Source organism: Bacillus sp. AR4-2 (assembly GCF_008274865.1).
GTDB classification, from domain to species: domain Bacteria; phylum Bacillota; class Bacilli; order Bacillales; family Bacillaceae_G; genus Bacillus_A; species Bacillus_A cereus.
In genome coordinates, this window is record NZ_CP031062.1 from 831,052 (window position 1) to 845,661 (window position 14,610).

The following is a 14,610-nucleotide window of genomic DNA, read 5'->3' on the forward strand; positions in this document are numbered from 1 at the left end:
AACTTACGGGAAGAGGTGTTAGAAAGTGAAGAAACCGATAAAAGAACAAAAGATGGTATTGGTCATTCTTTTGAGTAATATATTTATCGCTTTTTTAGGGATTGGATTAATCATTCCGGTTATGCCGTCCTTTATGAATGATATGCATTTAACAGGGAAGACGATGGGATATCTCGTTGCAGTGTTTGCAATGGCACAGCTCATTACTTCACCTATTACAGGCCGGTGGGTTGATCTTTACGGTAGAAAGAAAATGATAATCATTGGATTATTTATTTTTGGTGTTTCAGAGCTTCTTTTTGGATTAGGAAAAGATGTATGGATGCTTTATGTAGCAAGGGTATTAGGCGGAATTAGTGCTGCTTTTATTATGCCTGGTGTTACGGCATATGTTGCGGATATTACATCTATTCAGGAACGTCCAAAGGCGATGGGATACTTATCTGCGGCTATTAGTACTGGATTCATTATAGGGCCTGGAATCGGCGGATTTATTGCAGAATACGGTATACGTGTGCCATTTTTCGTTGCAGCAGCAATTGCTTTTATAGCATGTGTGATTTCAATCTTTATTTTAAAAGAACCGTTAACGAAAGAAGAACTTGCAGAGATTTCTTCTAATACGAAAGAATCAAGTTTTATTGGTGATTTAAAGAAATCATTACATCCAATGTATGCAATTGCATTTATTATCGTATTTGTACTCGCATTCGGATTATCGGCGTATGAAACTGTGTTTAGCTTATTCTCAGATCATAAATTTGGTTTCTCGCCGAAAGATATTGCAGCAATTATTACAATCAGTTCAATCTTTGGGGTAGTTGTGCAAGTATTTATGTTTGGCAAATTGGTAGACATGTTCGGTGAGAAAGTATTAATCCAAATATGTTTAATTGTAGGTGCAGTATTAGCATTCGTCTCAACTGTAGTCTTTAATTATTGGATTGTACTTCTCGTTACTTGCTTCATTTTCTTAGCATTTGATTTACTTCGTCCAGCTTTAACGACGTTTTTATCAAAAGCAGCTGGAAAAGAGCAAGGATTCGTTGCTGGGATGAACTCGACTTATACGAGTTTAGGAAATATCGCAGGACCAGCGATGGGCGGAATATTATTTGATATGAACATTCATTACCCATATGCATTTTCAGGAGTTGTTTTAATAGTTGGTCTCGCTATTACATTTATGTGGAGAGAGAAACAGTTGGTTGAAAGTTTTGCGAAGTAATGAAGCCCCTTACGACTGTAAGGGGTTTTTGTTTTATAAACTTAACCCAAACCGTTTTAATTCAATAAAAATCCCCTCTAATTGCTTTCCTTTATCCGTTAATGTGTACTCTACACGAGGCGGAACTTCTGGATATACTTTTCTCGTTATAATGCCTTGAGACTCTAATTCTTTTAGTCGAAGCGATAATGTTTTTGGACTAATCCCATTCATTGATTTTTGTAAATCACTAAAGCGTAATGTTCCTTCGATAAGAAGATCACGAATGATTAAAAACGTCCATTTTGTACTAATTACATCAAGCGTTTTAGCGATAGGACAAGGTATGCCAGGTAAACCTTTCGTTAATTCAACTGGATCTATATTGTTCATGGAACTAGCCTCCATAAAATTTTTTTTGATGAATTTGCTTTATAGTATCACAAAACTATACTTTTGGTAACTATATGAAAAAAATATCACTACTTCCATAAAGGAAGTTAGTGCATATACAATAGCAATACGGAACAAAAAGGATTTATATAAGGAGGTGGTGATTTCCATGGGGATAAAAAAGTTACTTGGATTTCTTAGTTTGTTTGTTATTTGTATTGTGCTTGTAGCATGCGGCGCGGAACAAAAAGGTGAAGTTCAGTTATTAAAAGAAATGCCAAGGCCAAAAGCAATGACAATTGATCCCTCACTAAGTAAAAAAGAAGCGACAGAAATGGTTCATGCGGCGCAGCGTTTTTATGCATTTTGGGATACAGGTAAGGAGGAACTTATTCCGCAGACTGTTACTGAAAATTTTTTCGATAATACATTGCCGAAAGGGCGACCACAAGGCATTGAAGGATTAAAGTTTGCAGCGCAAAATTTTCGTAAAGTTGTGCCTGATATACATTGTGAGATTGAAGACTTATTAGTTGTTGGTGATAAAGTAACAGCCCGTCTTTTTTTTACAGGAATGCATAATGGTAAGAAAATTAATTTTTTTGCAATTGATATTTTACATGTGAAAGACGGAAAGATAACGGAAGATTGGCATTTAGAAGATAATCTTACACTACAGCAGCAACTCGGCTTAATAGCCGAAGAGTAGATCATATAGGGGAGAGAAAAACGATGAAAAATATATTTATTATAAATGGACATGAAAAATACGGTACAAAGGAAGGACGATTAAATAGAACGTTAGTAGATTATATGGTTACTGTATTAGGCGAGAATCATCATGTGAAAACAACAACGATTCAAGATGGTTACAATATTAAAGAAGAACAAGATAAGTTTTTATGGGCCGATGTTGTTATTTATCAAACACCGATTTATTGGTTTAGTGTACCGGGCTTATTTAAAACGTATATGGATGAAGTATATGAATACGGTTTGTTCTTTAAAGGTGCAGATGAATATGGAACAGGTGGTTTATTAAAAGAGAAAGAGTATATGTTCTCTACAACTTGGAATGCACCTGAAAAAGCATTTGGAGATAAGACGAAGTTCTTTGAAGGAGAAAGTTTAGAATCAGCGCTTAGTCATTTACACCGCGTGCAAAAGTTTCTCGGTATGAGTCCGTTAAAGAGTTTTGCTTGTTATGATGTGGTGAAGAATCCGGATATAGAGAAGTTTTTAGTGAACTTGAAAGATCATTTAGATGGAGTAATTAAATAATAGTATGTGAAGAAGGTACTACTAAGGATGTAGTACCTTCTCCTTTTATAAAAACTCACACTTTAATACGTAGATGGCTGTATCCATAACTTCGCAAAATTTGCCCAACCAAATGAATCAATTGTTACGTTTTTTAAAGAAGAAGGGTATGTTTTTCTTTTTAAAACGTGATAGTTAAATAAAATGATGTGTTCTGCTTGTAAAAACTCTTCAATCTCATACATGAGTTCATAACGCTTTTCTTTATTTTCTTCTAGTAAAAATGTATCTAGTAAACAGTTAATTTGTTTTTCGTAGTGCGGGTCCATGAACCGATTTACGAAGCAACTTTTATTTTTAAATACATTTAAGAATGCAATTTCATGATTGGCAGCAAAGACTTCTCCCATGAAAATAATATCAGCATGTTTATCAATAGAGCGATCTATATAATCTGAAACGGGAAATGGGTGAAGCTCTACTTGTATACCTAAACTTTCACATCGTTCTTTTAAGAAATATGCATCATTTGCACTATCTTTAAATGCGAAGAAGTAAATATGTATCGTTTCTCCATTATATGTACTCTTTTTCAAATACTCTTTTGCTTTTTCTAAAGAGTAGGATCTTCTTATTGCAAGGCGGCTTCTATCAGGGAAGAAGCTTGATGCAGCAATTGTTCGTCTACCCTCTATGCTACGAAGTATCGTTTCAACATCATATAGTTCTCTCCAAGCCTTTCGAAAGTAAATATCGTGATGAGGACCAGGTTTTGTAAAGTTGAAGCTAGCATAAATACAACCTATTTCTTCTATTTGTATATCATGCCTTTCATTTTCCTCTTCGTTTGGTAGTTCATAATCAGCATCTATTTGCACATGGTCAGGAATACCCCAAAATTCAATACGGTCTAATAATGCGCGCTCTTTAAAATAATGAGTGAACGCTTCGAGTACGATATTATCTTCAGAGTAATGAGCAAGTTTGAAAGGTCCAGTACCTATATAATGATGATTTTGAATACTCGTATCACGCGGTAAAATTGCGAGCTGCATGGAACTTACATAGTGTAAGAAAAATAAATTTGGTTTTGCTAAATGAAATCGAATTTGCAGTGGTGATGGCGTTTCAATTTGAACAATTTCTTCTGTTAACCATTCGAAAGGAGAGTGAACCTCTTTTAGTCTTTCAAATGAAAATTGTACATCTTTAGAAGTTAAAACTGTTTCGTTATGAAAATATACATCCTTTCGTAAATAAAAAGTCCACGTAAGCCCATCTTCACTTAATTCCCACGTATGCGCAATGTGTGGTTCCATTTTTTCAGTAACATCGTTATAGACGACTAACGTATCAAAAATTTGACTCGTAAGATGGCTCTCTGTAGTTACAGCCACAAAAGCCGGATCTAATGGGAATATCTTTCTCGATATAGGAATCTTTAATATGTCGTACATACCATTTGAAGGTTCGTATCCAAAATGATGATGTAGTTTGTTTTCTATCTTTTTTTGAAGTGCAGGGGGGAGGGGTTCTTTTAAAAGAAGAAAAACATCCTTTAATTTTTCTTGCGCTAACAGGTCATCTGTATAGGACTCAATCGCTTCTACGAAATTATGTATAAATAGAATTTCCGTTTTATTTCCGCGGCCTCGCCCTGGAGTCCAGCTAATTAATTGCTCCTCGCTCATTTTCTTTAATAAAATCTTTACGTTTTTCGTACTGCAATATAAAACATCCGCTAATTCTTGTAAGCTATTTCGCATATGTTGTTGATCTTGTGCATGTAGTCTTAGTCTAATGTAATAGTCCATAATTTTCATATATACACTTCCTTCTATCATAAAAGGGGAAACTCTTTAGAATATTCTAACCTTTTTCTTCCTTTTTTTCAAAGTAAAATAAGTAAGCATAAGGAGGGGGAAACAATGGGATTTTGGAGTATGCATCGAAATATAAAAATTAGAATTATAACTTCGTTTTTAACACGTACTGTGTCCACGATGATTTTTCCATTTATGGCGATTTATTTTTCAATAAAGTTAGGTAGTGCGGTTGCTGGTGCGTTACTACTCATTAATGTCATAGCTTCATTAGTAATTGGTTTATACGGTGGATATGTTGGAGACCGGCTTGGGCGTAAAAAGGTTATGATTATCGGTCAAAGTATACAAGTCATTTCTATTGCTTGTATGGGAGTTGCGAATTCGGATTATGTAGATTCACCGTGGTTAACATTTATCTTTATGCTAGTGAATAGTTTAGGATCTGGACTTATGAATCCTGCGACAGAGGCGATGTTAATTGATGTGAGTACACCTGAAAATCGAAAAGTAATGTACAGCATTAATTATTGGGCTATTAATTTATCCATTGCGATTGGAGCAATATTTGGTGGGTTACTATTTGAAAACTATAGATTGCAATTGTTTATCGTATTAACGCTTGTTGCAATTATTACTTTATATGTGATGGCTGTGTATATGGAAGAAGTGTATGTAGCACGAAAAACGGTGGAGAAGAAAAATGTATTAAAAGATATGGCAGATAGTTATAAAGTCGTGATGAAAGATAAAGCATTTTTAATTTTTTGTGCAGCGAGTATATGTACATTGTCTTTAGAGTTTCAAATTAATAATTATTTAGGTGTTCGCTTGCAGAAGGAATTTGAAACGGTGCACTTTTTATTCGGGAATGGTGTTACGTTTGATTTAACAGGGATTCGCATGCTGAGCTGGATTTCTGCAGAGAATACAATTTTAGTTGTGTTATGTTCAGCACTTCTTATTAAAATGCTGAAAAGCTTCAACGATTTGAAAATCTTATATGTAGGTTTATTCATTTATACAATTGGATTTACAATACTCGGAACGAGCAATAGCTTATGGATTTTATTAATTGCAGGGCTTTTCCAAACGGTAGGTGAGATGATGTATGTGCCAGTGCGTCAATCTATTATGGCAGATATGGTGCCAAATGAGGCAAGAGGTTCTTATATGGCGATTAACGGAATGGTCTTTCAAGTGGCAAAAATGAACGGGGCATTAGGTGTTATGCTAGGTTCATTTATTGCATCTTGGGGCATGAGTGCTCTGTACTTTATCGTTGGTATGAGCAGTATTTTACTATTTATGAAAGCGATAGGGAAAGAGAAGTATGAGGATGAGAGAAATGTTTCTCAAATTGGATGAAACTATATAAAAGCGAACCAGTTATACTGGGATTCGCTTTTTATATAATTTTTAGAACGGATCAACTTCAGCTAAATTTGGAGTAGTACTAGGCTGTAGCAAAAGATTTTTTAATGTGCCTACTTCAGAAAGCGTTACTAATATGTAGCCACTAATCAGTACAATTAGCCCAATAACGCGTAACGTTTGTAAGCTCACTTCATTATTATTCGTTTCCGTTGGATTTGGGGGCGTTGAAGGTGGATTGTTATTCATAAATAAGGCTCCCATCTTTTGTATTTATATATGTGCGAAATCATTATTTAACTTATGGATAGGAATTATATAGTCATTTTCACTATATGAGAACTGCCTATGAAAAGTGATAAGGAATTTTTGGGCGAGAAAAGGGGGAATCCAAAAGATTATTAAAACTGAACTTTTGGATTCCCCTCTTTTTATTTATCTTGCTATTTGTGGTGGTCGGATTGCCTGTAAACGACCAGTTGGTGAGGGCTAATTAATCAGTAGGGGATGAATAAAACCCCAATGATTAACTATTTTCATGTAAATAAAAGGAGGGTAGTTATCCTAATATACGCAACGATTCTTCAATAAACGCTGGGATGTCCTCTGGCTGTCTACTTGTTACTAGCTGATTTTGACATACGACGACCTCTTTGTCATGAAAGTTCCCGCCGGCATTTTTCAAATCGACTTCAATAGATTTATATCCAGTGACATCACGTCCTTCAAGTGTTTGTGCAGTGATGAGTAGCTGAGGTCCGTGACAAATAGCGAAAACAGGTTTTTCCGCATCCATAAATGCTTTACTAAAGCGAACAAAACGTTCATCTGCACGAAGTATATCTGGAGAAAATCCACCCGGTATGAAGAGGGCATCAAAGTTCTCTGGAGAAACACCATCAATACTTTTATCAATCACGACTTCACTTTTTCCTTGCTTACCGTGTACTGTTTTCCCTTTTTCCATTTCAATAGTTGTTAATTCATATCCCTTTTGTTTAAAAGCTTCTACTGGCTCTGTGTATTCTGTATCCTCGAAATAATCCGTTATTACAATAGCAATTTTTTTACTCATTCTAATCCGCTCCTTATATTGTCGGTTCCAGAATCTTCCTTGGGCAATGCCTTCTATAAATGATTCAATTGAAGTGTTTGTTAAGTTATAAACTCCTGCTCCATCCAGTTTAATCTTACTATGGTCCAAAGCATGAGGATTACTAAGGACATGAGCTATCGGTTTAAAATGTTTAAAAGTAGTTTCTGCAAATTCTAAAACAGGGGGTTGAATGACAGACTCACTACTAAACACTAATACTGCATCAAAAAGGGAGGAGTCTGTTGTTGTATAAGTATCAGTTACTTTAATAGAATCATTGAACTGATAAATTTTATTATCTATGATGCTATAGTTAATTCGGTGTTGTACAAAAGCTTGAATCCATTCGGACAGAAGTGAGACGCTTGGGTCACCATTTAATAGAATTGCAACATTTTTGGAATCAGATTTAAAAATAGTATTGGACATACTTAGTGCAGGTGATTTTGCATCTGAATTTACTTCGTGATTTTCCTTAGGTAAAGGAGCTCCAATAATGTTAGCGACTTCTTGTGCTAATTGACGATCGACGTGGTTTAGGAGAGCAATTACATTTGCCTTCACCATGTCTGATTTACACTTCCCAACTTCAAAGCAAAAAGCTTCTTTTATGTGCTGCTTTTCAATAGGGCTCATACTATTGTAGAAAAGTTTAGCCTGAGAATAAAAGTTAAGAAAGCTTTTACTGCGACCTCTAATTTTATGCCCATCAATCTTTTCTTGATAATGTTCATATCCTCCTTGTTCGGCTTGGACGGTTGCAGGTTGATTGTTATTTAATCCATTAGGATGATAGCTTGTTTGACCGCGATGAATCTGCATTTGATGCATACCATCACGTTGATTATTATGAAAAGGACATACGGGCTGATTGATAGGGATTTGATGGAAATTAGGGCCCCCTAAACGAGATAATTGTGTATCTGTATAGGAGAATAATCTTCCTTGCAGAAGAGGGTCATTTGAAAAATCAATACCTGGTACGACATGACCAGGGTGAAAAGCTACCTGCTCTGTTTCAGCAAAGAAGTTATCAACATTTTTGTTCAATGTCATTTTACCAACTAATTTTACGGGAACTTCTTCTTCTGGCCATAATTTCGTTGGATCTAAAATATCAAAATCAAATTTATGTTCATCTTCTTCTGGAATTAATTGTAATCCAAGCTCCCATTCAGGATAATCCCCTTTTTCAATTGCTTCATATAAATCTTGACGATGAAAATCAGGATTTTTCCCAGCAATCCTTTGAGCTTCATCCCATACTAATGAATGAACCCCGAGGGTAGGTTTCCAGTGAAACTTTACGAAATGGGCTTTTCCTGCTGCGTTAATGAGTCGAAATGTGTGAACTCCAAAACCTTCCATCATTCGTAAACTACGCGGAATAGCTCGGTCGCTCATTTGCCACATGACCATATGAGTGGACTCAGGATTATGCGCAACAAAGTCCCAAAAGGTATCATGAGCGCTAGCTCCTTGAGGAATATCATTATGTGGTTCTGGTTTAACTGCATGGACAAAATCAGGAAATTTAATAGCATCTTGGATAAAGAATACTGGCATATTATTACCCACTAAATCATAGTTTCCTTCATCTGTATAAAATTTTGTGGCGAATCCGCGTACATCTCTTACTGTGTCGTTGGATCCTTTAGAACCTTGAACGGTTGAGAACCGTACAAATACAGGTGTTTTCTTTGAAGGATTAGTAAGAAAATCTGCTTTCGTATATGTTTCTAAAGATTTATAAAGCTGAAAATAACCATGAGCGCCAACCCCGCGTGCATGAACAATCCTTTCGGGAATTCGTTCGTGATCAAAATGGGTCATTTTCTCGCGAAAGTGGAAATCCTCCATTAAGGTTGGGCCTCTTAAGCCCATCTTTAAAGAAAATTCATCTTCAGCTATTTTTACCCCTTGATTTGTTGTTAAAGCATGTTTGCATTGATTGTCAGTAACGTGATGCTTCAATTGTTCCATTTTTTTATTCACAATATAGGCCCCTCCTTTACTCTGTTAATTTAATAGATACCCTTTTTATTAGTATGTAAACATGTATTATGATTTTTGTATGTAAAAATCATAATTAAACCCTAAAACATCAAGGGGAAGAAAGGGGGGTTGTATAGCACTCTATGCTTAAGAAAAACAGGAGTAACATACCTAAAGTTTTTAATTAAGTATGAACGATAGGTTTAACATTAAAAAATAAAAAAGCCAAGGAGAAAATTTATTTGCTCCTTGGCTTTTAAGATAATTCTTTTCGTTAAAATGCGGAAATTCTTTGCTTCGTTTTTGGTACAATAATAAATTTGATCCAGATTAATCCGATAATCATAATGATAAGACTATGTAAAAATTGTCCTGTAGCAATGAGTATAACAATTGAAAATACAATGAGTTGAATACTTAGCAATATAAAGATTAAGCTAAGAAATTGCTTCATCCTTTCTTCAGTATGGGTTGGATATAATGCTACAATAATATTTCCCGAAAAATATTTCCATAGTGAACGAAGCTGCATAGAGATCATATATAAAACGATGTAAGCGATAGCGCCTTTTACGTATATATTTGGTATGAAATATAAGGCGAAAGCACCGATCAATCCTAAGCGAATATATATACCGAAATAATCATTTCCACGTAAAAATGCTAGTGTATGTAAGTAGAAGAAAGTGGCTCGTTTTTTATGTAATAAAGGTTCAATCCAATTTGTAAGCCATTTTCTTTTATTTACTTGTTTATTCAGTTGCGGAACATCTGTGAAAATGCTAGCAAATTGATAAAAACGAACGTTCATTTTTTCTTCTTGCTCGATTATGTAATCCCACGGTATTCGTTTTGTAGGCTGTTTTTTCGTATATAGAAGTAGGAAAGCAAGTAGTAAGAGTAGTCCGCCCAATATGAGAACATTTGCGGAATAAAACAGCATGTAAATGATTAGGGCGTTACAAGTAATACAAATGATTAGCCATATATTTTTTTCGTGACTATCACGCCACATCCAATGTATGTACATGTTCCAGGCTTTCGTAATCATTAACACGATAAAGATTGTACATAAAAAAGGTACCGTTAATTGTAATGATTGCATAGCAAGTGGAACGAGAATAAGGAACGTAAATAACAATGGGAAAAGCTGAATGATGTAATTGTATAGAAGAGATTTTTTGAAATAAGATGTTAATTTCTCTTCTAGTGCTAGTAAATAGACAGCATCAGGTTTTTGAATAAATGTACGGATAGGGCATCTCGTTATAATGAATGTAAGTACAATCGTTATAATTATTAAAGATATTCCTTTAGAAGGAGATGCTTTTAGAAACTGAGCATAATAATATGCACCAACGCATGAAATAAAGATAAAGCTATATAGTAAACCGTTAATCATACGTGCAAAGTATGTAATGATATTTTGAATATGTTGTTGGAAGCGACTGCTCCATAGCGATTCGATTGACATGTTTTTCACCTCTTTGTTCTATTATATATGTTTTACAAAAGAAAAAACGAGCAAATTGCGTTATGCAACTTGCCCGTTTTTCTTTTCGTTATTTTTTTTCTGATCACGATTCATTAATGGATAGAAAGCAAATCCAATTACGAATAAACCAATTCCGAGAAGGAACGTTTTTATATCGGATGCGCCGGTTTTAATAACCCATAGTGCGTAGCAAAGTGCGATAACTGCGACTATGCCATCTGTAATTCTTGCCCGCATTTCATTTTTATATGTTTCACCAGTTGCGACTAGTTTTAACTGGAAGATTGGTGAAACGAGATATGGAATGAGGTAGGCCAGTGTTGATACGGTAATAACGAATGTATAAGCTTCCGCAATGGTTCCTGATAATGTTGAGAATAGGAATACTTGCGACATAATGTTTGTTAATCGTAATGAGTAAATTGGACTTCCTTTTTTATTTGTTTTCGTGAAGAAGGAAGGGAAGAAACCTTCTTTTGCTGCTTGGTATGGTACTTCTGAGCTTAATAAAATCCAGCCTAAGATGGAACCGAATAGGGAAGTAAGAGCAAGTAATGCCATTAGTTTCCCGCCGCCATGACCCATTGCAGCGTTTAGTGCATCTGCTAATGGACGTTCAGAAGCTTGTAATTTATCAACGTGAAGTACACCCATTGTTAAAATTGTAATTCCTAAGTAAATCGCAACTGTAATAAGTAATCCCGCAACTGTTGCACGTTTTACCGTTTTTGGAGAAACAGCACGGTTTGATAAAAGAACGGCTGATTCAATTCCGATAAACGCCCAAAGCGTTGTAAGAGCAGCTAAATTTACTTGTGAAAGAAGACCGTGTGATGCACCTGATTTATCAATCATCGGTGTGTACCATTGTCCAAACTTAGAAGCTTCGAATGCAAATAACGTAACGACGATGAATAAAAGGAATCCAGTTACTTTCGTTGTTGTTGCTAAGAAGTTTAGTTTTCCAGCTCCGCTTACACCGTTTGTTAATATAATATGAGTTCCCCAAAGTAAGATGGAACAAATCGTAAATGTAATTAGTTTTCCGACTTCTACGTTAAACGAGCCGATTGAAAATAGTAGTTGCGTATCTTTCATAATTGGGAAGAAGAGTGATAAATATCCCGCAAATGATGTAATGATGGCAACGTTACTTGCCCAGTTTGCAACCCAATATCCCCATACCATACTGAAGCCAGCCATTTTTTTCTTTTTTGGTGTTGAGAATAAAGCATATGCATGACTTTGTGGCCCTGTCGTTAAATCAGGACGACGAATTGCTAAATTACCGAAAACAAGAGCTAGCATTAAAACACCAAACCCTGTAGTTAACCAAGCTAAAGTGACACCGAGTGGGCTTGCTGTTTGTGCCAACGTACTTGGCACCATGAAAATACCAGCGCCAACCATGTTACCGACAACGAAAGCTGTTAGTACCCAAAAGCCCCATTTTTTTTGTTGCATAGAAAATACCTCCAAAGTTAGTATAACCAAGTCAAGCGAGGAGATATGTATGTCTTCCTGAGTCAGGAAGAGAAGTCCCAAACAAAACAAAAAAAGCACGTAATTTGCCGCTACATGCTTTCTATCTTATAAGAAACCCACGACATACCTCTCGATAGCTCTCCACAAACGAAACGTTTGTGACAGTTCTGCACTTATTAAATGCAGACCCAGCAAGCGTGCATGGTGGACACGACTTACTTCGGCAACCATTCCTTTCTCATTCCTTCATCAATGCCACTACATCTCCTGAAATGATACTCTTAATGATTGCAACCTCTACCTCACCGAGATACGAATGAGGATTTAAATATTAAATTAACGTCTTTAAGAGTAACAAATGAATTTTTATACGTCAATGGATATAGTAATAATCAGATTATAGAGAAGAGTTTGTGATTAAAAGTAAGAGGGATTGTTATGTGATATTTGAATTTTCGTAATATAATACATGTTATTAGCGCTAGATGATTGAAAAGGGGATGAAGTAAATGTCTGTATGTCATAAACATTCAGTAATAGGTGTGCTAGATTCGGGAGTTGGAGGATTAACAGTTGCGAGCGAAATTATAAGACAATTGCCTAAAGAAAGCATTTATTATATTGGTGATAATAAGCGTTGTCCGTATGGGCCAAGAAGTGTAGAGGAGGTGCAATCTTTCGTATTTGAAATGGTTGAGTTCCTCAAACAGTTTCCATTAAAAGCGCTAGTCGTAGCATGTAATACTGCTGCAGCTGCTGCATTGAATGCGCTGCAAGAAGCACTTTCCATTCCAGTTATTGGCGTTATACATCCAGGAGCAAGAGCGGCAATTAAAGTTACAAAGAAAGGGGAAATCGGGGTAATTGGAACTGTAGGTACGATAAAATCTAATATGTATGAAAAAGCATTACACGAGCTGGATACATATTTGGAAGTGCATAGCTATGCTTGCCCGACTTTAGCCACAGTTGTAGAAAATCAATTAGAAGATACAGCATATGTCACGCAGCAAGTGAAACAAGCTTTACTTCCATTAACGAAAGAAGATATAGATACGTTAATTCTTGGATGTACGCATTATCCACTTTTAGAGTCCTATATAAAAAAGGAACTAGGAGAAGACATAACGATTATTAGTTCTGCAGAAGAAACGGCGATAGCTAGGGTATCAAATTTCTGTAGAATGTGTACATTTACCCATGAAAAATGCGTGTATACATAATTAAGATTTAGTAAATTACTTTTTTAATAAATCAGGTTCGTTTCATAAGAAGGAAAGAATAAGCTTTTAATTGAAGTGTTTAAGGGCAGTTCAATTAAAGGGGAGATTGGATTATGGAATTATTAAGATCTCAATTATTTGCTTTAGAGTATATTTCAAAATATGCAGAGAACGAAAAACGTGAGGCTAAAGCAACGATTAATCATATACTTAAAATGTCTAATATTACAGATGAAATATTTGAAGAAGCTGTCGCTAATTTAAAATCTCATGCAAGGATTGCTTTACACTTTCATCCAGACAGACTTGATTCGAATATGAAAAGTGTTGCTGAAGCACTATTTGAGCAAGGAGTATATAAAAGTCAGTTTGAAACATTACTATCTAATGGAAGCGTATCTGCTTATCCTGGTGGTGAACGTGACCTTTGGGAAAAAAGAATATTTGGAGGGGCATATCAATTAGAAGGCGTAACGAATGAGCAACGGCCAAAATACGGAGCGCTAAATTTAATGTTACATCCAGATGGGCCGGCTCCGCGTTTTGGTTCCTGTTATTTTCTCTTATCTCCAAAAGTTTCTTCGCGCTCTACATATACGTATTTAGATTCGCATCAAGATCCGAAAGAAAAGGGGACTTATGAGGAGTTTGATATGATTTTAGCTGCTCTTTTGGAAGAGACATTCGTAAGAGATTTTGCAATTGGTGAAGGAAATTTGACGCCAACAATATTAATTAATCATTTACTGGCTAATCTGAAAAGGCCGTTTATAGATGTAGTAAGCAAAGAGCCAGCCCGTAATCTTAATCATTATATTGAAGCGCAGATTCATGGAGAGATTTCTCTAAAAGAAGACGTGGAAGCGCTTGTTGCAGATCCTTCATTTAAGGGTACGGATGTAGGAAACGTTTTAGAAGAAATTTGCCTGAAGTATGCTATTGATTTGTATTGGCACATCGGTTTTGTACTTGCGGTAGACGAAGTTCCGATGGATTTTAGAGGTTCAAAAATGCCATCTTTAGCAAGGCGTATTGCACGGAATCATTGTATTGATGCAAATATAATTGGCTCTGCTGTAGTGGATTTGAAGTGCAATCCATTATCTTGGAGTGATCGTGGAACTTATGAAGAAGTGCTTCAGGAATTAAAATTATTATGGCATGTTTTAGTTCGATTAGGAAAACCAAATCAGAAGTAGAATGAAATACTCCGTTTTTCGGAAGTATTTATATAGAAAAGAAGCTGATCTATAAATAGA

The 14,610-nt window shown here is 35.6% G+C and carries 11 protein-coding genes, 1 pseudogene and 1 riboswitch; of the genes and pseudogenes, 6 read left to right on the forward strand and 6 right to left on the reverse strand.

The features are described from left to right. The first annotated feature begins 25 nt into the window (after nt 1-25). Nucleotides 26-1,228, forward strand: coding sequence for an MFS transporter (locus DN399_RS04360; protein ID WP_149149341.1), 1,203 nt, complete (start codon nt 26-28; stop codon nt 1,226-1,228). 33 nt (nt 1,229-1,261) lie between these two features. On the opposite strand, the gene DN399_RS04365 is transcribed toward DN399_RS04360, so the two are convergent. Then, a complete protein-coding gene (locus DN399_RS04365) occupies nt 1,262-1,600 on the reverse strand; it encodes a winged helix-turn-helix transcriptional regulator (protein WP_001059472.1) in 339 nt (112 codons plus the stop codon). Nucleotides 1,601-1,769: 169 nt separating this feature from the next. On the opposite strand from DN399_RS04365, the gene DN399_RS04370 reads away from it, so the two are divergent. Both DN399_RS04370 and DN399_RS04375 read left to right on the forward strand, forming a co-directional pair. Next, nucleotides 1,770-2,309, forward strand: a complete 540-nt coding sequence (locus tag DN399_RS04370) for an ester cyclase (RefSeq protein WP_000511570.1) — start codon at nt 1,770-1,772, stop codon at nt 2,307-2,309. A 23-nt stretch (nt 2,310-2,332) separates the two neighbouring features. Further along, nucleotides 2,333-2,881, forward strand: coding sequence for an NAD(P)H-dependent oxidoreductase (locus DN399_RS04375; protein ID WP_000789190.1), 549 nt, complete (start codon nt 2,333-2,335; stop codon nt 2,879-2,881). Nucleotides 2,882-2,943: 62 nt separating this feature from the next. Here DN399_RS04375 and DN399_RS04380 read toward each other — a convergent pair whose 3' ends face one another. Further along, the gene (locus DN399_RS04380) at nt 2,944-4,704 is read right to left on the reverse strand and encodes an SgrR family transcriptional regulator (protein ID WP_149149342.1); all 1,761 of its coding nucleotides are present in this window, start codon (nt 4,702-4,704) and stop codon (nt 2,944-2,946) included. An 84-nt stretch (nt 4,705-4,788) separates the two neighbouring features. Between DN399_RS04380 and DN399_RS04385 the strand changes: the two genes are divergently transcribed. Then, nucleotides 4,789-6,051, forward strand: coding sequence for an MDR family MFS transporter (locus DN399_RS04385; RefSeq protein ID WP_000508230.1), 1,263 nt, complete (start codon nt 4,789-4,791; stop codon nt 6,049-6,051). A gap of 51 nt (nt 6,052-6,102) precedes the next feature. Here DN399_RS04385 and DN399_RS04390 read toward each other — a convergent pair whose 3' ends face one another. The 4 genes from DN399_RS04390 to DN399_RS04410 form a co-directional block, all read right to left on the reverse strand. Beyond that, nucleotides 6,103-6,306 carry a hypothetical protein gene (locus DN399_RS04390; protein ID WP_001063866.1) on the reverse strand — a complete coding sequence of 68 codons (204 nt, stop codon included), beginning with the start codon at nt 6,304-6,306 and terminating at the stop codon, nt 6,103-6,105. 310 nt (nt 6,307-6,616) lie between these two features. Continuing rightward, nucleotides 6,617-9,148 (reverse strand): DJ-1/PfpI/YhbO family deglycase/protease, encoded by a 2,532-nt coding sequence (locus DN399_RS04400; protein WP_349237034.1) that lies wholly within the window; start codon nt 9,146-9,148, stop codon nt 6,617-6,619. A 274-nt stretch (nt 9,149-9,422) separates the two neighbouring features. Beyond that, nucleotides 9,423-10,622, reverse strand: a complete 1,200-nt coding sequence (locus DN399_RS04405; protein ID WP_149149343.1) for an ABC transporter permease — start codon at nt 10,620-10,622, stop codon at nt 9,423-9,425. Nucleotides 10,623-10,682: 60 nt separating this feature from the next. Then, on the reverse strand, nt 10,683-12,107 hold the full coding sequence (locus DN399_RS04410; protein ID WP_098300002.1) for an amino acid permease: 1,425 nt from the start codon (nt 12,105-12,107) through the stop codon (nt 10,683-10,685). A gap of 147 nt (nt 12,108-12,254) precedes the next feature. Further along, nucleotides 12,255-12,436, reverse strand: a riboswitch (Lysine riboswitch). 201 nt (nt 12,437-12,637) lie between these two features. Between DN399_RS04410 and murI the strand changes: the two are divergent. Together murI and DN399_RS04420 are read left to right on the forward strand one after the other, a co-directional pair. Beyond that, nucleotides 12,638-13,355 (forward strand): annotated as a pseudogene (murI, locus tag DN399_RS04415) (glutamate racemase). A 109-nt stretch (nt 13,356-13,464) separates the two neighbouring features. After that, complete coding sequence (locus DN399_RS04420; protein ID WP_149149344.1) at nt 13,465-14,550, forward strand: DUF3626 domain-containing protein; 1,086 nt, start codon at nt 13,465-13,467, stop codon at nt 14,548-14,550. Nucleotides 14,551-14,610: the final 60 nt, after the last annotated feature.